Source organism: Streptomyces millisiae, from assembly GCF_031845425.1.
GTDB lineage: Bacteria > Actinomycetota > Actinomycetes > Streptomycetales > Streptomycetaceae > Streptomyces > Streptomyces millisiae.
Window position 1 is genome coordinate 1 of sequence record NZ_JAVREM010000214.1, and the last position, 525, is coordinate 525.

At 70.5% G+C, this 525-nt stretch carries 1 protein-coding gene; it reads right to left on the bottom strand.

What is annotated here, in order from left to right; translation table 11 throughout:
* On the bottom strand, nucleotides 1-468 hold a 468-nt coding region (locus tag RNC47_RS36295), incomplete at its 3' end, for an ABATE domain-containing protein (RefSeq protein WP_311605129.1).
* Between the last annotated feature and the right edge of the window lie 57 nt (nucleotides 469-525).

Below are 525 nucleotides of genomic sequence, written 5' to 3' on the forward strand. Positions count from 1 at the left end.
GTCCAGGTAGGCGTTGCGGCACGGGGCCGCCTCGCACAGGCCCAGCCGGTCCACACCGTGCGAGGTCAGATGGAAGGCGAGGCCCATCGCCGCGATGGCCGTGTAGCCGGCGGTCGCGTTCGAGGGGTGGTCGGCCAGGTGCATGTGCCAGTCCGGGCGGCCGTCCTCGTCCCGTACGTCGTGGCCGGAGATCTGCGGGCTCACCGGGAACTCCAGCAGCAGCGAGTTGAGCAGGTCCACCGCGAGTGTCTCGTCCCCGCCGTCGGCCGCCTCGAAGACCGCGCGCAGCCGCCCCCGTACGGAACGGAAACGGGTCACGTCCGCGTCCGTCGCCCGCCGCGCCGCCTGCTGGTTCGCGCCGAACAGCTCCCGGACCGCCTCGACCGAGGTGAGGGCGTCCTTGTTGCGGGCCGGCTCCTCGGTGTTGACCAGGCGCACGGCGTAGTCCGAGTAATAGGCCAGTTCCACTTGTAGTCCTTACCGGGTCGGTCTAGGGTCGGGGTGTCGGTCAGTGTAATGGGTGGC